This window comes from Teichococcus aerofrigidensis, assembly GCF_054073225.1.
Genome location: NZ_JBSXMU010000007.1, coordinates 1 through 22,606 on the forward strand (window position 1 = coordinate 1; position 22,606 = coordinate 22,606).

The 22,606-nt window shown below is 69.4% G+C and carries 18 protein-coding genes and 3 tRNA genes; 18 read left to right on the forward strand and 3 right to left on the reverse strand.

Annotation, left to right across the window (positions count from 1 at the left end; genetic code table 11):
• Together ACVMLK_RS03215 and ACVMLK_RS03220 are read left to right on the forward strand one after the other, a co-directional pair.
• Positions 1 to 1,184: NAD(P)H-hydrate dehydratase (locus tag ACVMLK_RS03215; protein WP_457485615.1), on the forward strand; the 1,184-nt coding region annotated here is incomplete at its 5' end.
• 47 nt (positions 1,185 to 1,231) lie between these two features.
• Entirely contained in the window at positions 1,232 to 2,626 is a 1,395-nt protein-coding gene (locus ACVMLK_RS03220) for a malonyl-CoA decarboxylase (protein WP_422924617.1), read from the forward strand.
• 16 nt (positions 2,627 to 2,642) lie between these two features.
• Here ACVMLK_RS03220 and ACVMLK_RS03225 read toward each other — a convergent pair whose 3' ends face one another.
• Positions 2,643 to 3,404, reverse strand: a complete 762-nt coding sequence (locus tag ACVMLK_RS03225; RefSeq protein ID WP_422924615.1) for an EAL domain-containing protein — start codon at positions 3,402 to 3,404, stop codon at positions 2,643 to 2,645.
• Between the two features lie 143 nt (positions 3,405 to 3,547).
• Here ACVMLK_RS03225 and ACVMLK_RS03230 point away from each other — a divergent pair, with 143 nt between their 5' ends.
• Positions 3,548 to 5,938, forward strand: a complete 2,391-nt coding sequence (locus tag ACVMLK_RS03230) for a 1-deoxy-D-xylulose-5-phosphate synthase N-terminal domain-containing protein (RefSeq protein WP_457485616.1) — start codon at positions 3,548 to 3,550, stop codon at positions 5,936 to 5,938.
• A 5-nt stretch (positions 5,939 to 5,943) separates the two neighbouring features.
• Here the strand turns inward: ACVMLK_RS03230 and ACVMLK_RS03235 are convergent, their stop codons facing one another.
• Together ACVMLK_RS03235 and ACVMLK_RS03240 are read right to left on the reverse strand one after the other, a co-directional pair.
• Positions 5,944 to 6,900, reverse strand: coding sequence for a hypothetical protein (locus ACVMLK_RS03235; protein ID WP_457485617.1), 957 nt, complete (start codon positions 6,898 to 6,900; stop codon positions 5,944 to 5,946).
• A 73-nt stretch (positions 6,901 to 6,973) separates the two neighbouring features.
• Positions 6,974 to 8,167 carry a pyridoxal phosphate-dependent aminotransferase gene (locus ACVMLK_RS03240; protein WP_198364581.1) on the reverse strand — a complete coding sequence of 398 codons (1,194 nt, stop codon included), beginning with the start codon at positions 8,165 to 8,167 and terminating at the stop codon, positions 6,974 to 6,976.
• A 150-nt stretch (positions 8,168 to 8,317) separates the two neighbouring features.
• On the opposite strand from ACVMLK_RS03240, the gene ACVMLK_RS03245 reads away from it, so the two are divergent.
• The 15 genes from ACVMLK_RS03245 (at position 8,318) to nuoG (ending at position 22,601) form a co-directional block, all read left to right on the forward strand.
• Positions 8,318 to 8,402, forward strand: a tRNA-Leu gene (locus tag ACVMLK_RS03245).
• 46 nt (positions 8,403 to 8,448) lie between these two features.
• A complete protein-coding gene (gene tig, locus ACVMLK_RS03250) occupies positions 8,449 to 9,786 on the forward strand; it encodes a trigger factor (protein ID WP_457485618.1) in 1,338 nt (445 codons plus the stop codon).
• 238 nt (positions 9,787 to 10,024) lie between these two features.
• Entirely contained in the window at positions 10,025 to 10,666 is a 642-nt protein-coding gene (gene clpP, locus ACVMLK_RS03255; protein WP_198364583.1) for an ATP-dependent Clp endopeptidase proteolytic subunit ClpP, read from the forward strand.
• A 205-nt stretch (positions 10,667 to 10,871) separates the two neighbouring features.
• A complete protein-coding gene (gene clpX / locus ACVMLK_RS03260; RefSeq protein ID WP_198364584.1) occupies positions 10,872 to 12,128 on the forward strand; it encodes an ATP-dependent Clp protease ATP-binding subunit ClpX in 1,257 nt (418 codons plus the stop codon).
• A gap of 139 nt (positions 12,129 to 12,267) precedes the next feature.
• The gene (lon, locus tag ACVMLK_RS03265) at positions 12,268 to 14,679 is read left to right on the forward strand and encodes an endopeptidase La (RefSeq protein WP_457485619.1); all 2,412 of its coding nucleotides are present in this window, start codon (positions 12,268 to 12,270) and stop codon (positions 14,677 to 14,679) included.
• 186 nt (positions 14,680 to 14,865) lie between these two features.
• Positions 14,866 to 15,138, forward strand: a complete 273-nt coding sequence (locus ACVMLK_RS03270; RefSeq protein ID WP_198364586.1) for an HU family DNA-binding protein — start codon at positions 14,866 to 14,868, stop codon at positions 15,136 to 15,138.
• A 118-nt stretch (positions 15,139 to 15,256) separates the two neighbouring features.
• Positions 15,257 to 15,328: transfer RNA gene (locus ACVMLK_RS03275), tRNA-Val, on the forward strand.
• A gap of 148 nt (positions 15,329 to 15,476) precedes the next feature.
• Positions 15,477 to 15,553: transfer RNA gene (locus ACVMLK_RS03280), tRNA-Asp, on the forward strand.
• A gap of 228 nt (positions 15,554 to 15,781) precedes the next feature.
• Positions 15,782 to 16,150, forward strand: a complete 369-nt coding sequence (locus ACVMLK_RS03285) for an NADH-quinone oxidoreductase subunit A (protein ID WP_198364587.1) — start codon at positions 15,782 to 15,784, stop codon at positions 16,148 to 16,150.
• A gap of 7 nt (positions 16,151 to 16,157) precedes the next feature.
• Positions 16,158 to 16,712 (forward strand): NuoB/complex I 20 kDa subunit family protein, encoded by a 555-nt coding sequence (locus tag ACVMLK_RS03290; protein ID WP_422924607.1) that lies wholly within the window; start codon positions 16,158 to 16,160, stop codon positions 16,710 to 16,712.
• Positions 16,705 to 17,373, forward strand: coding sequence for an NADH-quinone oxidoreductase subunit C (locus ACVMLK_RS03295; protein WP_198364589.1), 669 nt, complete (start codon positions 16,705 to 16,707; stop codon positions 17,371 to 17,373). The genes ACVMLK_RS03290 and ACVMLK_RS03295 overlap by 8 nt, the downstream gene beginning before the upstream one ends.
• A complete protein-coding gene (locus ACVMLK_RS03300; protein ID WP_457485620.1) occupies positions 17,370 to 18,587 on the forward strand; it encodes an NADH-quinone oxidoreductase subunit D in 1,218 nt (405 codons plus the stop codon). Before ACVMLK_RS03295 ends, ACVMLK_RS03300 begins: the two co-directional genes overlap by 4 nt.
• Positions 18,584 to 19,213, forward strand: coding sequence for a complex I 24 kDa subunit family protein (locus ACVMLK_RS03305; protein ID WP_457485621.1), 630 nt, complete (start codon positions 18,584 to 18,586; stop codon positions 19,211 to 19,213). The genes ACVMLK_RS03300 and ACVMLK_RS03305 overlap by 4 nt, the downstream gene beginning before the upstream one ends.
• Positions 19,214 to 19,217: 4 nt before the next feature.
• Positions 19,218 to 20,528 (forward strand): NADH-quinone oxidoreductase subunit NuoF, encoded by a 1,311-nt coding sequence (nuoF, locus tag ACVMLK_RS03310; RefSeq protein ID WP_422924602.1) that lies wholly within the window; start codon positions 19,218 to 19,220, stop codon positions 20,526 to 20,528.
• A gap of 6 nt (positions 20,529 to 20,534) precedes the next feature.
• Positions 20,535 to 22,601 (forward strand): NADH-quinone oxidoreductase subunit NuoG, encoded by a 2,067-nt coding sequence (gene nuoG / locus ACVMLK_RS03315; protein WP_457485622.1) that lies wholly within the window; start codon positions 20,535 to 20,537, stop codon positions 22,599 to 22,601.
• Positions 22,602 to 22,606 lie beyond the last annotated feature (5 nt).

Sequence of the window (22,606 nt, forward strand, 5' to 3'; positions counted from 1 at the left end):
GGCCGGTGCTGCCCTTCGCGCCCGGCGAGGCGGCGCGCGCGGCGCTGGTGGTGGATGCCGTGCTCGGCGCCGGCCTGACGCGCGATCTGCCGGCGGAGGTCGCGGCGGTCCTGGGCGCGGCCGGCGGGCCGGTGGTCGCGGTGGATGTGCCCTCGGGCCTGGATGGCGCCACCGGCCAGCCACGCGGCCCCGTGACGCCGGCCGTGCTCACCGTCACCTTCTTCCGCCGCAAGCCGGGCCACCTGCTGCTGCCGGGGCGCGACCTCTGCGGCGAGACGGTGCTGGCGCCGATCGGCCTGCCAGAGGCGGTGCTGCCGGGCCTGGGCGTGCATTGCTTCCACAACGGGCCCTGGCTGTGGACGCTGCCGCGCCGCACATCGGGGAGCCACAAGTTCGCCCAGGGCCATCTGACGATTCCCGCCGGGGCGGAGATGCCGGGGGCGGCGCGGCTGGCGGCGGCGGCGGCGCGGCGCGCGGGGGCCGGGCTGGTCAGCCTCGCCACCGCGGATGCCACCACCGCCGCGCTGTTCCGCGCCGATGAGCCGGGCCATCTGGTAACGGAGTCGCCGCTCCAGGCGCTGTTGGCGGACACGCGGCGCCATGCCTGGCTGGTCGGGCCCGGCCTGCCGCCCTCGGCGGAGACGCTGGCGGTGCTGGCGCGTCTCCTGGCGGCCGGGCGCGCCGTGGTGGCGGATGGCGGGGCGCTCAGCGCGGCCGCCGGCGCGCCGGACCGGCTGCGTGGCGCCGCCATTCTCACGCCGCATGCGGGCGAGTTCGCCCGGGTCTTCGGCCCGCCCGGCGCGGATCGCCTGTCCGCCGCCCGTGGCGCGGCGGCGGCGACCGGCGCCGTGATGGTCCTGAAGGGCTCCGACAGCATCATCGCAGCCCCCGACGGCCGCGCCGCCATCAACGACAACGCCCCGCCCGCCCTGGCCACCGCCGGCAGCGGCGACGTGCTGGCCGGTCTCGCGGCGGGGCTGTCGGCACAGGGCCTGCCGGCCTTCGAGGCCGCCTGCGCCGCCGTCTGGCTGCACGGCGAGGCGGCCCGCCGCGCGCTCGGGGGGCGCTCTCCGGGGAGCCCGCTGATCGCCGAGGACCTGCTGCCCCACATCGCCGAGAGCTTCGCCTTCGCGCTTTCCCGGCGGGCTGGGATAGGGCAACCTCCTCACCATATATTTCGTTGAATTACAAAGCCCGGCCTGCCGCCGGGCCCGCTACCGAGGAACCCCCCATGTCCGATGTCGCCGTCGCGGAACCAGGCCTTTTTGACCGGGCGCTGAAGCGTGTCGCCCTGCTCTGGCGTGACATGGCCTCCTCCGTCTCGGCCCCGGCGGAGGATGCCTCCTGGGAGACGCGCCTGCGCGCCAGCCTGGAGGCGCCGGGCGGCGAGATCTCGGCGCGGAACCGCGCGGCGAGCCTGGCGCAATCCTACCTGGCCCTCGACCCGGCCGGGCGCATGGCCTTCTTCCGAGCGCTGGCGGGCTTCGATTCCGATCCGGTGGCGGTCGAGGCGGCGATGCGCGAGGTCAGCGCCGCCCGCGACGGCGCCGCGCGGGCGGCCGCCAAGGCGAAGCTGCGCCGCGTGCTGGAGCCGCCGCGCCTGCGCCTGCTGACCCAGTTCACCACCATCCCCGACGGCATGAAGTTCCTGGTCGATCTGCGGGCCGATCTGCTGCGGGTCATGGGCCAGGACCCGATGCTGCTGGCGCTGGACGCCGACCTGCGCGGCCTCTTCGCCAGCTGGTTCGACCTCGGCTTCCTGGAGCTGCGCAGCATCGACTGGCACTCGCCCGCCGCGCTGCTGGAGAAGCTGGTGGGCTATGAGGCGGTGCATCGCATCCGCACCTGGCGCGACCTCAAGAACCGGCTGGATTCCGACCGCCGCTGCTACGCCTTCTTCCACCCCCGCATGCCCGAGGAGCCGCTGATCTTCGTCGAGGTGGCGCTGGTGCAGGGCCTGTCCGGCTCGGTGCAGAAGCTGCTGGACGAGAAGGCGCCGGTGCAGGACCCGCGCAAGGCGGATACCGCGATCTTCTACTCGATCAACAACTGCCAGCGCGGGCTGGACGGCATTTCCTTCGGCAATTTCCTGATCAAGCGGGTGGTCGCGCTGCTGTCCCAGGACCTGCCGAACATCAAGGCCTTCTCGACCCTCTCGCCGATCCCGGGCTTCCGGCGCTGGCTGGAGGAGAGGCTGGCGGCGGAGGAGCCGAAGCTGCTCAGCGAGGAGGAAGCCCGGCAACTGGCGGAGGTTTCCGGCCTGGAGAGCGGCGAGGCCGCGCTGCGCGCCCTGCTGGCCTCGCCGAGGACGCTGCCGGCGCGCTGGGCGCCGAAGGCGGAGGCCATCCTCACCCGGCTCTGCGCCCGCTACCTGGTGCTGGAGACGGGACGGGGCGGCCGCCGGGCGCGCGATCCGGTCGGGCACTTCCATCTCTCGAACGGCGCGCGGGTCGAGCGCATCTGCTGGCGCGGCGACACCTCCGAGAAGGGCATGCGTGAAAGCCTCGGCTTCATGGTGAACTATCTCTACGACCCGGCGAAGATCGAGGACTATCACGAGGCCTATGTCGGCGAGGGCAGCCGGGCGGCGGCGACCAGTCTGCGCAAGCTGGCGCGCAGCGTCTGAGCCGACCCCGCCCCCGTCAGGCCGCCAGGCCGGGCAGGTGCTCGAAGCCGGGGCGGCCGAAGTAGTAGCCCTGGAAGAGCTGGATGCCGAGGTCGCGCAGGGCCTCGAATTCCGGCCGGGTCTCCACCCCTTCGGCAACCACGGCGATGCCGAGCTCGGCGCACATGGCGGCGAGGTGGCGCAGGATGACGCGGCGCGCCGGATCGGCGTCCACGCCGCGCAGCAGTTCCATGTCGAGCTTCACGATGTCGGGGCGGAAGCGGGTCAGCAGCACCAGGCCCGAGTAGCCGGCGCCGAAATCGTCGATGGCGATGCGGAAGCCCAGGGCGCGGCAGCCGTCCATCAGGGCCTGCAGCTGGGCCGGATGCAGCATCGCCTCCTGCTCGGTCATCTCCAGGATCAGGTGCCGCCGGGACAGGCCGGCGCGCCGCGCGGCGGCCAGGGTGGCGCGGATGCAGGCCTCGGACGCCGTCGCGGCGCCGGGCAGGATGTTCAGCGACAGGGCCGCCCCGGTCCCCGCCAGGCCGAGTTCCGCCGCCAGCTCGATGGCGCGGAGGCGGCAGCACCGGTCGAAGGCGAAGCGGTTGCGGTGGTTCACCTGTGCCATGACGCTGCCGGCGCCCTCCCCGGCGGGGCCGCGCACCAGCGCCTCGAAGCCGAAAAGTTCCCGTCCCGCGCCGCTCCAGCGCAGGATCGGCTGGAAGGCCATGGACAGCGGCGGCAGGGCCGGGCGCGGCTTCTGGCCGCCCCGGCAGGCGAGGGAGAGGTGGTCGGGCACGGGGACGGTCCCTTGGCGCAGGCAGGAGGGAAGTCTGCCTCCACCCGTCCTGCCGGGGAGTTAATGCCGCGACGCTTGGTGGATCGCCGGCCCGTCTGTAGCCTGTTCCGACAAGGTCCCAGGAAGGACGGAAGGGGAGATCCATGAACGCCACGCCCGACCCCCGCGCGCTGCGCCCCGAGCAGGACCCTTCCCGGCGGCTGAAGCTGCTGCAGGCGCTGGAGCGCAAGCTGCTCTGGCTCTCGGCCTGGACCATCCACAACGCCAATCACATCCGCCCCAACCGGGACGGGCTGAAGGTCGGCGGCCACCAGGCCTCCTCGGCCTCGGTCGCCGCCATCATGACGGCGCTCTACTTCGACATCCTGCGGCCGCAGGACCGCATCGCGGTGAAGCCGCATGCCGGGCCGGTGTTTCACGCCGTCAACTATCTGCTCGGCCGGCAGGAGCGGGAGAAGCTCGCGACGCTGCGGCAGTTCGGCGGCATCCAGCCCTATCCGAGCCGGGTGAAGGACGGGGCGGAGGTGGACTTCTCCACCGGCTCGGTCGGGCTCGGCGTGGCGCTGACCAGCTTCGCCGCGCTGGTGCAGGACTATGTCCACCTGCACGGCCTGGCGCGGCCGGGCATGCCCAAGGGCCGCCATGTCGCCATCGTGGGTGATGCGGAGCTGGACGAGGGCAATATCTACGAGGCCCTGCTGGAAGGCTGGAAGCACGACGTCCGCGATGTCTGGTGGGTGATCGACTACAACCGGCAAAGCCTCGATTCCGTGGTGCCGGACCGGCTCTTCGGGCGTATCGAGGGGCTGTTCCGCGACATGGGCTGGAACGTCGTCACGCTGAAATACGGGCGCAGGCTGGAGGCCGCCTTCGCCCGCGAGGAGGGCGAGCATCTCCGCCGCTGGATCGACGACTGCCCGAACAGCCTCTATGCCGCGCTCACCTTCCAGGGCGGCGCCGCCTGGCGCGCCGCCATCCTGGCCGAGCTCGGCCGCCTCCCCGGCATCCGCGCCATCATCGACCCCCTCACCGATGAGGAGCTGGGCGCGCTGATGACCAATCTCGGCGGGCACGACATCGAGACCCTGACCGAGGCCTTCCGCGCGCAGGAGGCGGCGGGCGACCAGCCGACCTGCTTCATCGCCTATACCGTCAAGGGCATGGGCCTGCCCTTCGCCGGGCACAAGGACAACCACGCCGGGCTGATGACCCGGGAGCAGATGCTCGCCTTCCGCGACGGGATGGGCATTCGGCCGGGCCATGAATGGGACCGCTTCGAGGGGCTCGACATCCCGGAGGCCGAGCTGGAGGCCTTCCTGGCCTCGGTGCCCTTCGCCGGGCCCCTGGCGGAGGAGGGGCGCAGCCTGACGGCGCCCGAGGTTCCGGTGCCGGCGGCGCTGGCGCCGCCGCGCCTGCCGCCCAACCGCATGCTCTCGACCCAGGCGGGCTTCGGCGAGATGATGGCCGAGATCGGCCGTGGCGGGCGGGAACTGGCGCCGATGGCGTCGCGCATCGTCACCACCAGCCCGGACGTCACCGTCTCCACCAGCCTCGGCCCCTGGGTGAACCGGCGCGGCATCTTCGACCGCCACCTGAAGAACGATGTCTTCCGCGACTCCAAGCTGGCCTCGGCGCAGCGCTGGGGGATGTCGCCCAAGGGGCAGCACGTGGAACTCGGCATCGCCGAGCAGAACCTCTTCCTCGTGCTGGGCGCGCTGGGCCTGGCGGACCGGATGCACGGGGCGCGGCTGCTGCCGGTGGGCACGGTCTACGATCCCTTCGTCAACCGCGGCCTCGATGCGCTGATCTATGCCTGCTACCAGGATGCCCGCTTCCTGCTGGTCTCCACCCCCTCGGGCCTGACCCTGGCGCCGGAGGGCGGGCAGCACCAGAGCATCAACACGCCGCTGATCGGCATGGCGCAGGACCGGCTGGCCGCCTACGAGCCGGCGCATACCGACGAGCTGGCCATCCTGCTGCGACATGCCTTCCACCACATGCAGCAGCCGGAGGGCTCGGCGGTCTGGCTGCGGCTCTCCACCCGCGGCATCGTCCAGCCGCAGCGCGACCTCGACCCGGCGGCGGTGATCGCCGGCGGCCACTGGGCCGTGCCGCCGGCGGAGGGGGCGGGGATCGCCATCGCCTATCAGGGGCCGGTGGCGCCGGAGGCGCTCGCCGCCTTCGAGGCGCTGCGCGAGGAGGAGCCGGGGGCCGGGCTGCTCGCCATCACCAGCCCCGACCGGCTGCATGCCGGCTGGCTGGCGGCCCGGCGCGCCGCGCGCCGCGCGCCGGGCGCGGCACCCTCGCATGTGGAACGGCTGCTGGCGCCGCTGGCGCCGGACGCGGCCCTGGTCACGGTGCTGGATGGCCATCCCTCCGCCCATGCCTGGCTGGGCGCGGTGCGCGGGCAGCGGGTGGTGCCGCTCGGCGTCGACCATTTCGGGCAGGCGGGCGACATCCCGGACCTCTACCGGGAGTATGGGCTCGACACCGATGCCATCCTGGACGCCTGCGCCCAGGCATTGCTCGGCTGAGGGCTTCAGCCCCGCGCGGGATGCGCGGCGAGGATGGCGTCGAACCGTTCGCGCCGCAGCCGCTCGTAATGCCGGCGGTGATGCGCGTCCACCGCCTCCAGCCGCGCCGGGTCCAGCGGATGGAAGGCGAAGGCCTCCGCCGCGACGATGCGGTGGCGGTCGAAGCCCATGGCGCGGAAATGCGCCGGCGAGAAGGAATTGCCGCGCTCCCCGATGTAGCGTCCGAAGCTGACCGTGGTCAGCACGCGGGAGAGGCCGAGCTCCAGGCAGGCGATGCTCTTGGCCGCGTCCTGGGAGGAGGCCTCGCTGGCGATGCTCAGCCCCTCCCACAGGCGGAAGATCCGCCCGTGGTCACGGTCGTTGTAGTCGCGGCCCTCCAGCAGCGCGTAGTAGGGGGCGAGCCAGTCGGCCATGCGCCGCCAGGCCCGGCGGTAGAGGCCGAAGCCCCAATGGTGCTCCAGGGGGATGTACTTCACCTCCGGCCCCGGATAGTCGCGCCGGTGATCGCCATAGGCGCCGAAATAGGCGATGCGCGGCTCGGCCTCGCTGCGGCGACGGAGCTGCTCCAGCGCCCAGAGGTAATGCGGGCCGGGCTCCAGATCGTCCTCGAAGAAGTAGGCCAGGGGCGCGTCGAGCGTCTCGAAGGCCAGGCGCTCGCCGCGCAGGATGTTGTGGGCCACGCCCAGATTGTGCGCGCTGTCCAGCACCTGCCCCGCCGGGAAGGCCTCGCGGAAGACGGCGATGCTGGCCGCGATGGCGGCCGGATCGCCGCGCCGGCGCCCGGTGTGCGGCGAGACGGCGCCGTCCTGCAGCAGCCAGATCCCGGCCGGATCGAGCCGCGCGCCCCGCTGCGCCCGCAGGCCGGCGCAGACCCGCCGCAGATAGTCCGGGCGGTCGAAGGAATAGAGGATGACCGGCGCCGCGACCTCGACGGGCTCGTCCTCCGGGCGGATCGCGCGCATGACACCTCCAGACTCGCGACTTCCGGCTGCGGAGGGGCCAGGATAGACAATCGCCGGCCCGGCGCCAGGGAACTCAGCGGCGGCGGAAGAACCCGTCCAGGCGGCGCATCGCCTCCCGCGCCAGCTCGGCATCGATGGCGAAGCAGAGGCGCAGCCGGCCCTGGCCGGCGGGGCCGAAGGCGGTGCCGGGCGCCAGCCCCACCTTGGCCTCGGTCAGCACCCGGCGCGCCAGGGCGCGGGCATCCGCCTCCCCGTCGACGCCGAACATCAGGTAGAAGGCCCCCTCCGGCGGCTGCAGCCGGATGCCGGGGAGGGCGCCCAGCCCCTCGCAGAAGATGCGCCGGCTCTCGGCGCAGCGGCCGACCATGGTGCGGATGAAGTCGTCGCCCTGCTCGAGCGCGGCGATGCAGGCATGCTGCACGAAGGTCGGGATCGAGGTGGTGTTGTACTGGCCGAGATTGTCGAAGACGGGGGCTAGCCCCTCGGGGAAGATCAGCCAGCCGGCGCGCCAGCCGGTCATCGCCCAGTTCTTCGAGAAGGTGTTGCTGACCAGCAGCTTGTCCGTGCCGTCGCAGATCTCCAAGAAGGACGGGGCGATGGCGTTGCCATAGGTGTAGTGGTTGTAGACCTCGTCCGAGAGCAGCCAGAGGTCCTTCTCCCGCGCCAGGTCGCGCAGCGCCACCATCTCCGCCTTCGGCATCACCCAGCCGGTCGGGTTGGAGGGGGAGTTGATGGCGATGAGGCGGGTGCGCGGGGTGAGGGCGGCGGCGATGTCCTCGAGCGCCAGGGTGAAGCCGCCGCCCTCGCGCTCGCGCAGCGGCACGTCCACCGGCACGCCGCCCAGCAGCTTCACGGTCTCGCCCAAGTTGGGCCAGTGCGGGCCCGGGATGATGACCTCGTCGCCAGGGCGCAGGATGGCCTGCAGCCCCTGCATGATGGCGTTCATGCCGCCGGCGGTGACGGTGAAGCGCCCGGCCGGCACCTCCACCCCCCAGTGGCGGCGGTGATAGTCGGACAGCGCCTGGCGCAGCCGCGGCAGGCCGAGGGCGTAGGTATAGCGGGTCTGGCCGGCCCGCATGGCGGCGGCGGCGGCCTCGGTGACGAAGGCGGGGGTCGGCAGGTCGCCCTCGCCGATCCAGAGCTTGATGACCTCGGGATCCTCCCGCGCCAGATCGGCGATCTCGGCGATCTGGTTGATCTCGATGCCCCGCACGCGCTCCGGGAGGCTTTCCAGGGGCGGGAGGGTGGCGGTGCTGGCCAGGCTCATACGGGTTCTCCGCGTCGTCGCCCTACTCTCTGCCGCCCCGGCGGGCGGGGCGCAAGCCGGCCTCCGGCGGGCGCCGCGACGGCCGCCCTTTCAATAAGGGCGCCGCTGCGCTAAACGCGCCGGCTCATGACAACGCCGGCCTTTGCGTCCGCGGGCGTGGTGGAATTGGCAGACACGCTGGATTTAGGTTCCAGTGGCGCAAGCCGTGGGGGTTCAAGTCCCTCCGCCCGCACCACCGGACCGCCGGCACGGAACTGATCTCAGGAGCGGGTAGAGCGACGATGCAGGTGACCGAGCTGGCAGCCGACGGGCTGAAGCGGGCCTTTACGGTGGTGGTTCCGGCGGCGGATATCGCCGCGGCGCGGGACCAGCGCCTGGCGTCGCTGGCCAAGGACATCCGCCTTCCGGGCTTCCGCCCGGGCAAGGTGCCCCTTGGCGTGGTGAAGCAGCGCTATGGCTCCGCCGTCATGGGCGAGGTGCTGGAGGAGCAGGTGCAGTCCGTCACCAAGACGGTGGTGGACGAGCGCGGCCTGCGCCCGGCCATGCAGCCCAGGATCGAGCTGGTGAAGTTCGAGGACGGCGCCGATCTGGAGTTCAAGATCGAGCTGGAGCAGCTGCCCGAGATCCCGCTGCCCGACTTCTCCGGCATCAGCCTGGAGAAGCCCGTCGCCAAGGTCGGCGACGAGGAGGTGACCAAGGCGCTGGAGGGCATCGCCGCCCGCAACCGCAGCCTGGAGGATGTCACTGAGGAGCGTCCGGCCGCCCAGGGCGACGTGGTGGTGACGGATTTCGTCGGCCGCCTGGTCGAGGGCGACACGGCGGGCGAACCCTTCCAGGGTGGCTCGGGCCAGGACATGCCGGTCGAGATCGGCGGCGCCGGCTTCATCCCGGGCTTCGCCGAGGGCCTCGAGGGCATCAAGGTCGGCGAGACCCGGAATGTCGACGTGACCTTCCCGGCCGAGTACGGGGCGGCCGAGCTGGCCGGCAAGCCGGCGCGCTTCGAGATCACCGCCAAGGCGCTGAAGAAGCCGGTCAGCCCCGCGCTCGACGAGGACTTCGCCAAGAAGCTCGGCCTGGAGAGCCTGGACGAGCTGAAGACGCGGATCACGGAGAGCCTCCAGGGCGAGTACGACCAGCTCTCCCGCCTCAACGTGAAGCGCAAGCTGCTCGACGCCCTGTCGGAGCAGGCCAGCTTCGAGGTGCCGCCCTCCATGGTCGAGGCCGAGTTCGCCCAGATCTGGCAGCGCGTCGAGACCGACCTGAAGGCGGGCCGCCTGGACGACGAGGACAAGGGCAAGGACGAGGAGACGCTCAAGGCCGACTACCGGGCCATCGCCGAGCGCCGCATCCGCCTCGGCCTGCTGCTCTCCGAGATCGGCCGCAGCAACAACATCCAGGTCTCCAATGACGAGCTGACCCGCGCCATGCGCACCGAGGCCCAGCGTTACCCGGGCCAGGAGCGGCAGGTGCTGGAGTTCTTTCAGAAGAATCCGCAGGCGATCGAGAATCTGCGGGCGCCCCTCTTCGAGGAGAAGGTGGTCGATTTCATGCTGGAACTGGCCCAGGTCAGCGAGAAGGAAGTTCCGGCGGGCGAGCTCTCGGCCGATCCGACGGCCTGATTAACGACTGTTTTTGCTGCTGTTCGGCGGAAATGCGGGGGCTGGGCGCGGGGAGGGTTCCCCGCCCCGGCCCCTGGCCGTTTCGGGCGCCGGGGGGACCCCCTCTTTCCCGCCGCCGCCGGCTGCCCCATGTTAACCTGGAAGCTTTAGGGTGACGGCGGCGGCCAGCAGCCGGAAGGCCATGGACAGGGGGTCCATGGCAGGTCCGGCCGGCTCCGCCACCGCGAGAGGATGCACAATGCGGGACCGCGATCCGGTCGAAATCTACAACAACCTCGTCCCGATGGTCGTCGAGCAGACCGCCCGGGGCGAGCGCGCCTTCGATATCTATTCGCGCCTGCTGAAGGAGCGGATCATCTTCCTGACGGGGCCGATCTACGATCAGATGTCCTCGCTGATCTGCGCCCAGTTGCTGTTCCTGGAGAGCGAGAACCCGAACAAGGACATCGCCTTCTACATCAACAGCCCGGGCGGGGTGGTGACGGCGGGCCTCGCCATGTACGACACCATGCAGTACATCCGCGCCCCCGTCTCGACGGTCTGCCTCGGAATCGCCGCCTCGGCGGGCTCGCTGCTGCTGATGGCGGGCGAGAAGGGCAAGCGCTTCGCGTTGCCGAACAGCCAGGTGATGATCCACCAGCCGTCCGGCGGCGCCCAGGGCCAGGCCACGGACATCGCCATCCAGGCGCGCGAGATCCTCAAAACGCGCGAGCGGCTGAACAAGATCTATGCCCATCACACCGGCCAGTCTCTCGAGGAGATCGAGCGGAAGATGGAGCGCGACACCTATCTGACCGCCGAGGAGGCCCGCGAGTTCGGCCTGATCGACCAGGTGGTGGAGCAGCGCCCGGCCGCGCCGACCGAGGCGCCCAAGGGGTGATCCCCAGCGGGGAGGGCCCGTTCCCGCGGCACCGCCCGGCCCTGGCCGGTGCCGGCTGTGGGAATGTTTCCCGGGTCGTCTCCCGAATGGCGGGGAAGGAGGAGGGTCAAGCCGCTCCTTTTCCGTTCCGCTTCCCCCTGGATGACAGGGGGGCTACAGTCCCGAAAGATCCGCCGGCCCGATGCCGGGGGGTCCAGGAGCGCTCATGAGCAAGTCCGGCGACTCGAAGAACACCCTTTACTGCTCGTTCTGCGGCAAGTCCCAGCACGAGGTCCGCAAACTCATCGCCGGCCCGACGGTCTTCATCTGCGACGAGTGCGTCGAACTCTGCATGGATATTATCCGCGAGGAGCACAAGACGCATCTGGTGAAGTCCCGCGACGGGGTGCCGACCCCCCGCGAGATCTGCAAGGTGCTGGATGATTACGTGATCGGGCAGGAGCACGCCAAGAAGGTGCTCTCCGTCGCGGTGCACAATCATTACAAGCGCCTGGCCCATGGCGCGAAGGGCGGCGAGGTCGAGATCGCCAAGTCCAACATCATGCTGGTGGGGCCGACCGGCTCGGGCAAGACCCTGCTGGCCCAGACGCTCGCCCGCATCCTGGACGTGCCCTTCACCATGGCCGACGCCACGACGCTGACCGAGGCGGGCTATGTCGGCGAGGATGTGGAGAACATCATCCTCAAGCTGCTGCAGGCGGCCGACTACAACGTCGAGCGGGCGCAGCGCGGCATCGTCTATATCGACGAGGTCGACAAGATCAGCCGCAAGTCCGACAACCCCTCGATCACGCGCGACGTGAGCGGCGAGGGCGTGCAGCAGGCGCTGCTGAAGATCATGGAGGGCACGGTGGCCTCCGTCCCGCCCCAGGGCGGCCGGAAGCATCCGCAGCAGGAATTCCTCCAGGTCGACACCTCCAATATCCTGTTCATCTGCGGCGGTGCCTTCGCCGGGCTGGACAAGATCATCGCCGCCAAGGGCAAGGGCTCCGGCATGGGCTTCGGCGCCGAGGTGCGCGGCCCCGACGAGCGGCGGATGGGGGCCATCCTGCGCGAGGTCGAGCCGGAGGATCTGCTGAAGTTCGGCCTGATCCCCGAGTTCATCGGCCGCCTGCCGGTCGTCGCCACCCTGGAGGATCTGGACGAGAAGGCCCTGGTCGAGATCCTGACCAAGCCGAAGAACGCCCTGGTCAAGCAGTACCAGCGCCTGTTCGAGATGGAGGCCACCAAGCTGACCTTCACCGACGACGCGCTGAAGTCGGTGGCCAACCGCGCCATCCAGCGCAAGACCGGCGCCCGCGGATTGCGCTCCATCATGGAGGGCATCCTGCTCGGCACCATGTTCGATCTTCCCGGCCTCGAGGAGGTCGAGGAGGTCGTGGTCAACAAGGAAGTGGCGGAAGGCCGCGCCGCCCCGCTCTTCATCTATGGTGAACGGGCGGCGGAGCAGTCTTCCGCATGAGGGGGCCGGCCTGGAGTCGGGGCGGCCCCACGGCTTGCCCCGCGACCAGGCCGGCACCATCTCATGGGAGAACCCCGTGGCGTGGGTCCGTGCCGATACGCGGGCGGGCCAGCGCCGACTGTCCTGAGTGAGGTCCCCGATGGCGGATGAGAAACCCGAATTGCTGACTGGCGAACTGCTCCCCGTACTGCCGCTGCGGGACATCGTCGTTTTCCCCCATATGATCGTTCCCCTCTTCGTGGGGCGCGAGAAGAGCGTCCGCGCGCTTGAGGCGGTGATGCGGGAGGACAAGCAGATCCTGCTCGTCGCCCAGCGCAATGCCGCCCAGGACGATCCCGGCGCGGAGGATCTCTATGATGTCGGCACCGTCTCGACGGTGCTGCAGCTGCTGAAGCTCCCCGACGGCACGGTGAAGGTGCTGGTCGAGGGCGGCAAGCGCGCTCGCGTGCTCGGCTTCAAGGAGACCGACCAGTATTTCGAGGCCTATACCGCCCCGATCGAGGAGGCGCCCGCCGAGGCGCCCGAGGTCGAGGCCCTGGCCCGCACGGTCGTTTCCCAGTTCGAGCAGTACATCAAGCTCAACAAGAAGATCGCGCCCGAGGTCCTGGTTTCGATCAACCAGATCGAGGACCCGGCGAAGCTCGCCGACACGGTCGCCAGCCACCTCAACCTGAAGATCAGCGAGAAGCAGGAGCTGCTCGAGATCGCCGGGGTGGCGCAGCGGCTGGAACGGGTCTTCGCTCACATGGAGAGCGAGATCGGCGTCCTGCAGGTGGAGAAGCGCATCCGCAACCGCGTCAAGCGGCAGATGGAGAAGACCCAGCGCGAGTACTACCTGAACGAGCAGCTCAAGGCGATCCAGAAGGAACTGGGTGAGGGCGAGGACGGCAAGGACGAATCCGCCGAGCTGGAGGCCAAGATCAAGGCCACCAAGCTCTCCCCCGAGGCGCGCGACAAGGCCATGGCCGAGCTGAAGAAGCTCCGTTCCATGTCGCCGATGAGCGCCGAGGCGACGGTGGTCCGCAACTACCTCGACTGGATCCTCTCCATCCCCTGGAAGAAGAAGTCCAAGATCCGCAACGACCTGGCCAAGGCCGAGGAGGTTCTGGACGCGGACCATTACGGGCTGGAGAAGATCAAGGAGCGGATCCTCGAATACCTGGCGGTGCAGTCGCGCAGCCCGAAGATCCGCGGCCCGATCCTCTGCCTCGTCGGGCCGCCGGGTGTCGGCAAGACCTCGCTGGGCAAGTCCATCGCCCGGGCGACCAACCGCAACTTCGTCCGCATGTCGCTGGGTGGCGTGCGGGACGAGGCCGAGATCCGTGGCCACCGGCGGACCTATATCGGCTCCATGCCGGGCAAGGTCATCCAGGGCATGAAGAAGGCCAAGACCAGCAATCCGCTGTTCCTGCTGGACGAGATCGACAAGCTCGGCGCCGACTGGCGCGGCGATCCCTCCTCGGCGCTGCTCGAGGTGCTGGACCCCGAGCAGAACGCGACCTTCGCCGATCACTATCTGGAGGTGGACTACGACCTCTCGGACGTGATGTTCGTCACCACCGCCAACAGCCTGCGGATGCCGCAGCCGCTGCTGGATCGCATGGAGATCATCCGCATCCCCGGCTACACCGAGGATGAGAAGGTGCAGATCGCCAAGCGCCACCTGATGCCGAAGGTCACCGAGGCCAACGGGCTGAAGGAGGGCGAGTGGAGCGTGACGGACGAGGCTCTGCTGGACCTGATCCGCTACTACACGCGCGAGGCCGGCGTCCGGAACCTCGAGCGTGAGGTGGGGGGCCTGGCGCGCAAGGCGGTGAAGGAGATCGTCTCCAAGAAGGCCCGGAAGGTCACGATCAACCGGAAGAACCTGGACAAGTACGCCGGCGTCCGGAAGTTCCGCTATGGCGAGGCCGAGGCCGAGGACATGGTGGGTGTCGTCACCGGCCTGGCCTGGACCGAGGTGGGTGGCGAGATCCTGACCATCGAATCCGTCATGGTGCCCGGCAAGGGCAAGGTCCAGACCACCGGCAAGCTCGGCGATGTCATGCAGGAGAGCGTCTCGGCGGCGATCTCCTATGTGCGGAGCCGCTCGGCCAGCTTCGGCATCAAGCCGACCCTGTACGAGCGGCGGGACATCCATGTGCACGTGCCGGAGGGCGCGACGCCGAAGGATGGCCCCTCGGCCGGTATCGCCATGGCGACCAGCATTGTCTCGATCCTGACCGGTATCCCGGTGCGCAAGGATGTCGCCATGACCGGCGAAGTCACGCTGCGCGGCCGTGTGCTGCCGATCGGCGGGCTGAAGGAGAAGCTGCTGGCGGCGCTGCGCGCCGGCATCAAGACGGTCTTCATCCCGAAGGACAACGAGAAGGATCTGGCGGAGATCCCGGACAACGTGAAGCGGGGGCTGAGCATCATCCCCGTGGCGCATGTGGACGAGGTCATCGCCCAGGCCCTGGTGCGCAAGCCCGAGCCGATCGACTGGTCCGAGGAGGAGCCGCCGCCGGCCCCGGACGGCAAGGCGTCGCAGCCCGCCACCCTGCCGCACTGAGACTTTCCACGGCCGGGACCCGCGGGTTCCGGCCGTGGCCTTCCGGCATCACTCCGGCAAATAGCCGCCGCCGGGGAAGCTGGCCTGGGCGTAACATTGACGCCGGGATCCCCCCTTGTCTTAGTGTCCTTCCGATGGAGCCGCCGCCGGCGGCTTCCTCGTTCCAGGAACCGGGGGCTTAACCACGTGAATAAGCAAGATCTCGTGACGATTGTCGCGGAGTCCGGCGAACTCTCCAAGGCCAAGGCGGGAGAGGTGCTCGACGCCGTGTTCGATGCCATCAGCCAGTCGCTGAAGAACAAGCAGGAAGTCCGCCTGGTCGGCTTTGGAACCTTCTCCACCTCCCGCCGCAAGGCCGGCAAGGGACGCAATCCGCGCACCGGGGAGGAGATCGAGATCGCCGCCACCACGACCGTCCGCTTCAAGGCCGGCAAGGCGCTGCGCGACGACCTGAACTGACCGCGTGCCGAGGAGAGGGGGTCCATCCGGGTCCCCCGACGCTCCTGGCCGGCTTTCCCCTCCAGTCTCCTTTTGCCGCTGGTCCGGGCGTCGGGGGCGGGGTAAGTCCCGTTGCGACGGGCACTTAGCTCAGCGGTAGAGCGCCTCGCTTACACCGAGGATGCCGGCGGTTCGAATCCGTCAGTGCCCATGTCCCCCTTCAAGACTGTCCATCCGACCAGCGTCATCTGCCGGCCTTCCGGGCGTGTTCGGTGCGAGGCCGAATCTATCTCGCGGGAGGCGATTTTCGTCGATTGACAGGGGGCGGCCCGGGCCCTATTTCCCCGCCCACGCCGCAAGCGGGTGTAGCTCAGTTGGTTAGAGCGCCGGCCTGTCACGCCGGAGGTCGCGGGTTCGAGCCCCGTCACTCGCGCCAAGCGCGCTGTCCGAAAACGCCGCCCGGGAGCTTCCCGTGCGGCGTTTTGGCTTTCTGACCTTTTGGTTTTTCAATCTCCTTACGCGGCATCCGGCCTATGGCGATCCTCGGCCCGCGGGGGTAATGTCCGGCCCAGCGTTGCGCTGCGGTAGTTTCGCGGCGTGACGATCCACGCGCTCCCCTGTGCGTGGCGGTGTAGGGCCTTGGGCCCCAAGGGACGGATGCATCATGACCCAGCCCCTGCTGGCGGACTATTTCCCGATCCTGGTCTTCCTGGCCATCGCGGGTGGCATTGCCATCGCCATGGTGGGGGGGAGTGTACTGGCGGCCCGTCAGAAGCCCTATGCGGAGAAGATCTCCGCCTATGAATGCGGCTTCGAGCCCTTCGACGACACGCGGCGGCGCTTCGATGTGCGATTCTACCTGGTCGCCATCCTGTTCATCATCTTCGACCTCGAGGTCGCCTTCCTCTTCCCCTGGGCGGTGGCGCTGGGCGACATCGGCTGGCTGGGCTTCCTCTCGATGATGGCCTTCCTCGCCGTGCTGACGGTCGGCTTCATCTATGAATGGCGCAAGGGCGCCCTGGACTGGGAGTGAGCGGCGAATGAGCGCGAGCAACCAACTGGCCTGGAACAAGCAGGCCCTGCCGCCGGGCGCCGAGCAGGACGCCGTGATGAAGGGCGTGAACGGCGAGATCGAGGACAAGGGCTTCGTCGTCGCCAATCTCGACAAGGTGGTGAACTGGGCGCGCACGGGCAGCCTCTGGCCGATGACCTTCGGTCTCGCCTGCTGCGCGGTGCCGATGATTCACGCCTACATGCCGCGCTACGACCTGGACCGCTTCGGCGTCATCCCGCGCGGCTCGCCGCGGCAGTCGGATGTGATGATCGTCGCCGGCACCCTGACCAACAAGATGGCGCCGGCGCTGCGCAAGGTCTACGACCAGATGGCCGAGCCGCGCTACGTCGTCAGCATGGGCAGCTGCGCCAATGGGGGCGGCTACTACCATTACAGCTATAGCGTGGTGCGCGGCTGCGACCGTGTCGTGCCCGTGGACATCTATGTTCCCGGCTGTCCGCCGACGGCGGAGGCGCTGGTCTACGGTATCCTGCAACTGCAGAAGAAGATCCGCCGGACGGGGAGCATCCTCCGTGGCTGACACGACCCCGACCGAACTGACCGCCGAGGCGCCGCGCGAGCCCACGCCGCAGGAGGCGCTCCTCTCCGCCGTGCTGTCCGGCCTGCCCGCCGGCGTGTCGCTCGAATCCCGTGTGGCGCGCGGCGTCGAGGTGGAGATCCGGGTGCGGCGCGAGGCGCTGCATGCCGTGATGCTGATGCTGCGGGACGATCCGCGCTTCGCCTTCGAGCAGTGCATGGACATCTGCGGTGTCGACTGGCCGGGACGTGCCGAGCGCTTCGACGTGGTCTACAACCTGCTGTCGCTGACGCAGAACCATCGCATCCGCGTCATCATCGCGACCGACGCCGAGCGGCCGGTCGCCAGCGTGCACGACATCTGGCCGAGCGCCACCTGGTTCGAGCGCGAGACCTGGGACATGTACGGCGTCGTCTTCGAGAACCAGCCGGATCTGCGCCGCATCCTGACGGATTACGGCTTCCAGGGGCATCCGCTGCGCAAGGACTTCCCGCTGACCGGCTTCGTCGAGGTCCGTTACGACGCCGAGCGGCAGGCGGTTGTCTACGAGCCGGTGCAGCTGACGCAGGAATTCCGCAACTTCGACTTCCTCTCGCCCTGGGAAGGCATGACCACCCTGCCGGGCGACGAGAAGGTGCACCTCAACCGGATTGGCCGCGAATGAGCCTCAGCACCGAAGACACCCCGGCCGCCGGCGGCACGCGCACGGTCGAGATCGACAGCCACACCATCAACTTCGGCCCGCAGCATCCGGCGGCGCATGGCGTGCTCCGCCTCATCCTGGAGATGCAGGGCGAGGTGGTGGAGCGCGCCGATCCGCATATCGGCCTGCTGCATCGCGGCACCGAGAAGCTGATCGAGTACAAGACCTATCTCCAGGCGCTGCCCTATTTCGACCGCCTGGACTATGTGGCGCCGATGGCGCAGGAGCACGCCTTCGCCCTGGCCACCGAGCGGCTGCTCGGCATCCAGGCGCCGCTGCGCGCCCAGTACATCCGCGTGATGTTCGCCGAGATCAGCCGCGTGCTGAACCACATCCTCAACATCACCACCTACGCGCTCGATGTCGGCGCGACGACGCCCTCTCTCTGGGGCTTCGAGCAGCGCGAGGTGCTGCTGGAGTTCTACGAGGCGGCCTCGGGCTCGCATTACCATGCCAACTACGTGCGGCCGGGCGGCGTCGCCAAGGACATTCCGGCCGGGCTGACCGACCGCATCGCGGCCTGGGCCGAACAGTTCCCGAAATTCGTCGACGATATCGAGCGGCTGCTGACCGGCAACCGCATCTTCAAGCAGCGGACCGTCGACATCGGCATCATGACCGCCGAGGAGGCGATGGCCTGGGGCTTCAGCGGCCCCTGCATCCGCGCCTCGGGCTGTGCCTGGGATCTGCGGCGCAGCCAGCCCTACGACATCTACGACCAGCTCGATTTCGAGATCCCGGTCGGCAGCCATGGCGACTGCTACGAGCGCTACCTCGTCCGCATCGCCGAGATGCGCGAGAGCCTCAAGATCATCAAGCAGTGCCTGGCGGCGATGCCGGGCGGCCCGATCAAGGTGCAGGACAGCAAGATCGCGCCGCCGAAGCGGGGCGAGATGAAGCGCTCGATGGAAGCGCTGATCCACCATTTCAAGCTCTATTCCGAGGGCTATCACGTGCCGGCCGGCGCGACCTATACGGCGGTCGAGGCGCCCAAGGGCGAGTTCGGCGTCTATCTCGTGGCCGATGGCGGCAACAAGCCCTATCGCTGCAAGATCCGCGCGCCGGGCTTCGCGCATCTGCAGGCGATGGAGAAGCTGTCCAAGGGCCACATGCTGGCCGATGCGGTGTCCGTCATCGGCAGCCTGGATATCGTGTTCGGAGAGATCGACCGGTGAGCGCGCATCATCACGAGGAGCCGTCGAGCTTCGCCTTCGACGCCGAGAGCGAGGCGCAGATCGCGAAGATCCTGGCGCGGTATCCCGAAGGGAAGCAGGCGAGCGGCGTGATCCCGCTGCTCTATGTCGTGCAGAAGCAGATGGGCCGGCAGACCGGCAGCGCCTGGGTGCCGCGCGTGGCGATGGATCAGGTGGCGCTGCGCCTTAGCATGGCGCCGATCCGCGTCTACGAGGTCGCCACCTTCTACTTCATGTTCAACACCAAACCGATCGGACGCTTCCACCTGCAGGTCTGCGGCACCACGCCCTGCTGGCTGCGTGGCTCGGACGAGGTGTTGCGCGCCTGCAAGGATGCCGGGCACCTGGCGGGCTATGGCGAAACCAGCGAGGACGGGCTGTTCACGCTGAGCGAGGTCGAGTGCCTGGGCGGCTGCGTCAACGCGCCGATCCTGCAGGTCGATGACGACTACTACGAGGATCTCGACTACGACAGCACCGTCCGGTTGATCGAGGCGCTGAAGCGTGGCGAGCGGCCGCGGCCGGGCAGCGCCAAGGGGCGGCTGTGCAGCGCGCCGGAGGGCGGGCCCGAGACCCTGCTCGACATCCCGCTGGTGGAGGAGAAGTGACGCCATGGCGCTGAGCGACAAGGACCGCATCTTCACCAACCTCTACGGCCTGCATCCCTGGGGCCTCAAGGAGGCGCGGCGGCGCGGCAACTGGGACGGCACGGCAGCGATCATCGCCAAGGGGCGCGACTGGATCATCGAGGAGATGAAGCAGTCCGGCCTGCGCGGCCGCGGCGGCGCCGGCTTCCCGACCGGCATGAAGTGGAGCTTCATGCCGAAGGAGAGCCCGGACGGGCGCCCGTCCTATCTCGTGGTCAACTGCGACGAGTCCGAGCCGGGCACCTGCAAGGACCGCGACATCATTCGCAACGATCCGCACACGCTGATCGAGGGCTGCCTGATCGCCGGTGTCGGCATGGGCGCGCATGCGGGCTACATCTACGTGCGCGGCGAGTACTACAACGAGCACGTCGTCCTGCAGGCGGCCATCGACGAGGCCTATGAGGCCGGGCTGCTGGGAAGGAACGCGGCGGGCTCGGGCTGGGACTTCGATCTCTACGTGCATCGCGGCGCGGGTGCCTATATCTGCGGCGAAGAGACGGCGCTGATCGAGAGCCTCGAGGGCAAGAAGGGCATGCCCCGCCTGAAGCCGCCCTTCCCGGCGGCGGTGGGCCTCTATGGCTGCCCGACGACGGTCAACAACGTCGAGACGATCGCGGTGGTGCCGACGATCCTGCGGCGCGGCGCGGCGTGGTTCGCCAGCTTCGGCCGGCCGCGCAATTCCGGCACCAAGGTCTTCTGCATCCAGGGCCATGTGAACAAGCCCTGCAATGTCGAGGCCGAGATGAGCATCCCGATGCGGGAGCTGATCGAGCGCTATGCCGGCGGCGTGCGCGGCGGCTGGGACAATCTTCTCGCCGTCATTCCCGGCGGCTCGTCGACGCCGCTGCTGCCCAAGCACATCTGCGACGACGTGCTGATGGATTTCGACGCGCTGCGCGAGCACAAGTCCGGCCTGGGCACGGCGGGCGTGATCGTGATGGACAAGTCCACCGACATCATCAAGGCGATCGCGCGGCTCGCGGCCTTCTACAAGCATGAGAGCTGCGGCCAGTGCACCCCCTGCCGCGAGGGCATGGGCTGGCAGAAGCGCCTGATGGACCGCATGGTCGAGGGGCGCGCCGAGATCGCCGAGATCGATGTGCTGGAAAGCGTCACGCGGCAGATCGAGGGGCATACCATCTGCGCCCTCGCCGATGGCGGCGTCTGGCCGGTGCAGGGGCTGATCCGGCACTTCCGTCCGCTGATGGAAGAGCGCATCGCGGCCTACAAGCAGAAGAAGAGCGGCGGCGCGATGCCGCTGGCGGCGGAGTAAGACGCCATGGCGAAGGTCACGGTTGACGGGATCGAGGTCGAAGTCCCGAACGGCGCCACCGTGCTGCAGGCCTGCGAGGCCGCGGCCAAGGAAATTCCGCGCTTCTGCTACCACGAGCGGCTGAGCGTGGCCGGCAATTGCCGCATGTGCCTGGTCGAGGTGGAGAAGGCGCCGAAGCCGGTGGCCTCCTGCGCCTATCCGGTCGCGGACGGTATGAAGGTGTTCACGGACAGCACCATGGTCCGCAACGCCCGCCGCAACGTCATGGAATTCCTGCTGATCAACCATCCGCTGGACTGCCCGATCTGCGACCAGGGCGGCGAGTGCGATCTGCAGGACCAGGCCACCGCCTATGGCGGCCAGGGCGGCCGCTACGTAGAGGAGAAGCGGGCGGTCAAGGACAAGTACATGGGGCCGCTGGTCAAGACGATCATGACCCGCTGCATCCAGTGCACCCGCTGCATCCGCTTCGCGACCGAGGTGGCCGGTGTGCCGGAGCTCGGCGCCACCGGACGCGGCGAGAACATGCAGATCGGCACCTATGTCGAGAAGGCGCTGACCACCGAGCTTTCCGGCAACCTGATCGACATCTGCCCGGTCGGCGCGCTGACCAGCCGGCCCTATGCCTATGTCTCGCGCCCCTGGGAGCTGCGGAAGACCGACAGCGTCGACGTGCTGGACGCCGTCGGCGCCGCCATCCGCATCGACACGCGCGGGCCCGAGGTGCTGCGCATCCTGCCGCGCGTCAATGAGGACGTGAACGAGGAGTGGATGGCCGATCGCGGTCGCTTCTCCTTCGACGGGCTGAAGCGCAAGCGGCTCGACCGCCCCTGGGTGCGGAAGGACGGCAAGCTGCGCCAGGCCTCCTGGGAGGAGGCGCTGGCCGTGGTGACCGACCGCCTGAAGGCCATCCCCGGTGGCCGCATCGGCGCGGTTGCCGGAGACCTGGTCGATGCGGAGAGCGCCTTCGCCCTGCGCGAGCTGATGATCGGCCTCGGCTCGGCCAATCTCGATTGCCGCCAGGATGGCGCGCGGCTCGATCTGTCGCGGCGCGACTACTACCTGTTCAATTCCGGCATCGCCGGGATCGACGAGGCCGACGCGCTGCTGATCATCGGCAGCGATCCGCGCCGCGAGGCGCCGGTGCTGAACGCCCGCATCCGCAAGCGCTGGTCGAGCGGGGCGCTGAAGGTGGCGACGATCGGCCCCGCCGGGCTGGATCTCACCTACAATGCCGAGCATCTGGGGGAGGGGGCCTCCCTCATCGCCGATCTGGCGGCCGGGCGCGGCGATTTCGCCGAAGTGCTCAAGGCGGCGAAGAAGCCGATGATCCTGCTCGGGCGCGCGGCGACGGCCCGGGCGGATGGCGCGGCCGTGCTGGCCGCGGCCTGGGATCTGGCCCGCTCGGTCGGCGCGCTGACCCCGGAATGGCATGGTTTCAACCTGCTGCACCTCTATGGCGGACAGGTCGGCGCCCTGGATGCCGGCTTCTTCCCCGGGCCCGGCGGGCTCGACCTGGCGGCGATGCTGGGCGGCGGGGTGGACGCGCTCTGGCTGCTGGGCGCGGATGGCTTCGAGCCGGGGCTGATCCCGGCCGGCACCTTCGTCATCTACCAGGGCCACCACGGCGACCGCGCCGCATCCCGGGCCGATGTCATCCTGCCGGGCGCCGCCTATCCCGAGAAGGACGGCACCTACGTCAACACCGAGGGGCGGGTGCAGCGCGGCTACAAGGCGATCTTCCCGCCGGGCGAGGCGAAGGAGGACTGGCGCATCATCCGCGCCGCCGGCGCCGCGCTTGAGGTGCCGATGGCCTTCGACACGCTGGAGGCGCTGCGCGCCCGCATGGTCGAGGCCAACCCGGTCTTCGGGCTGGTCGAGGGCCGTGTCGAGGGCGGCTGCGGCGACACCGCCGGCCCCGCCGCCGGCGAGGTGGCGCTGGCCGGCGAGGGCTTCACCCTGCCGATCACCAACTACTGGCAGGCGGACACGATCAGCCGGGCCTCGGACACCATGGCCGAATGCGCCCGGATCTACCTGGGCGACACCACGCCCAAGCTGGCGGCGGAGTAACCGGG

What these genes read in the sequence shown, in the direction of transcription:
- ACVMLK_RS03220 (WP_422924617.1), top strand. Translation starts at nt 1,232, where the DNA reads ATGTCCGATGTCGCCGTCGCGGAACCAGGCCTTTTTGACCGGGCGCTG.
- ACVMLK_RS03230 (WP_457485616.1), top strand. Translation starts at nt 3,548, where the DNA reads ATGAACGCCACGCCCGACCCCCGCGCGCTGCGCCCCGAGCAGGACCCT.
- ACVMLK_RS03235 (WP_457485617.1), bottom strand. Translation starts at nt 6,900, where the DNA reads ATGCGCGCGATCCGCCCGGAGGACGAGCCCGTCGAGGTCGCGGCGCCG.
- ACVMLK_RS03240 (WP_198364581.1), bottom strand. Translation starts at nt 8,167, where the DNA reads ATGAGCCTGGCCAGCACCGCCACCCTCCCGCCCCTGGAAAGCCTCCCG.
- tig (WP_457485618.1), top strand. Translation starts at nt 8,449, where the DNA reads ATGCAGGTGACCGAGCTGGCAGCCGACGGGCTGAAGCGGGCCTTTACG.
- clpP (WP_198364583.1), top strand. Translation starts at nt 10,025, where the DNA reads ATGCGGGACCGCGATCCGGTCGAAATCTACAACAACCTCGTCCCGATG.
- clpX (WP_198364584.1), top strand. Translation starts at nt 10,872, where the DNA reads ATGAGCAAGTCCGGCGACTCGAAGAACACCCTTTACTGCTCGTTCTGC.
- lon (WP_457485619.1), top strand. Translation starts at nt 12,268, where the DNA reads ATGGCGGATGAGAAACCCGAATTGCTGACTGGCGAACTGCTCCCCGTA.
- ACVMLK_RS03285 (WP_198364587.1), top strand. Translation starts at nt 15,782, where the DNA reads ATGACCCAGCCCCTGCTGGCGGACTATTTCCCGATCCTGGTCTTCCTG.
- ACVMLK_RS03290 (WP_422924607.1), top strand. Translation starts at nt 16,158, where the DNA reads ATGAGCGCGAGCAACCAACTGGCCTGGAACAAGCAGGCCCTGCCGCCG.
- ACVMLK_RS03300 (WP_457485620.1), top strand. Translation starts at nt 17,370, where the DNA reads ATGAGCCTCAGCACCGAAGACACCCCGGCCGCCGGCGGCACGCGCACG.
- nuoF (WP_422924602.1), top strand. Translation starts at nt 19,218, where the DNA reads ATGGCGCTGAGCGACAAGGACCGCATCTTCACCAACCTCTACGGCCTG.
- nuoG (WP_457485622.1), top strand. Translation starts at nt 20,535, where the DNA reads ATGGCGAAGGTCACGGTTGACGGGATCGAGGTCGAAGTCCCGAACGGC.